The sequence below is a fragment of the Streptomyces sp. AC627_RSS907 genome (genome assembly GCF_019049165.1).
In genome coordinates this window covers 1-567 of the sequence record NZ_JAGMUE010001517.1, presented here as the reverse complement: position 1 = coordinate 567, position 567 = coordinate 1, and the positions used below count along the sequence as shown (strand labels likewise).

Annotated in this window: 1 protein-coding gene; it reads left to right on the top strand. The window is 68.4% G+C overall.

Features of this window, described 5'->3' with window-relative positions; genetic code table 11:
* Positions 1–72: 72 nt before the first annotated feature.
* A partial coding sequence (locus tag KUM32_RS42770) for a PadR family transcriptional regulator (RefSeq protein WP_217146947.1) occupies positions 73–567 on the top strand: 495 nt, incomplete at its 3' end.

Here is a 567-nt window from a genome sequence, read left to right as displayed (position 1 = left end):
CCCCACCAGGGGCGATGCGCTATACGCGGCGGCTATACATACCGCGTATACACATGATGTAGAGTCCCGGTCATGTCCATCGGCCACACCCTTCTCGGGCTCCTGGAATCCGGGCCCCGCCACGGTTACGACCTCAAGCGCGCGTTCGACGAGCGCTTCGGGCACGACCGTCCACTGCACTACGGGCAGGTCTACTCGACCATGTCCCGGCTGCTGAAGAACGGCCTCGTGGAGGTCGACGGGATCGAGGCCGGAGGCGGGCCCGAGCGCAAGCGGTACGCCATCACCGACGCCGGGATAACCGACGTCGCCCAGTGGCTCGCGCAGCCCGAAAAGCCCGAACCGTACCTTCAGTCCACCCTCTACACCAAGGTGGTCCTCGCGCTGCTGACCGGCCGGAACGCGGCCGACCTGCTCGACACCCAGCGCGCCGAACACCTGCGGCTGATGCGCGAGCTGACCCAGCGCAAGCGCGGCGGCGACCTCGCCGACCAGCTCATCTGCGACCACGCGCTGTGCCACCTCGAAGCCGACCTGCGCTGGCTCGCACTCACCGCGGCCAGGCGC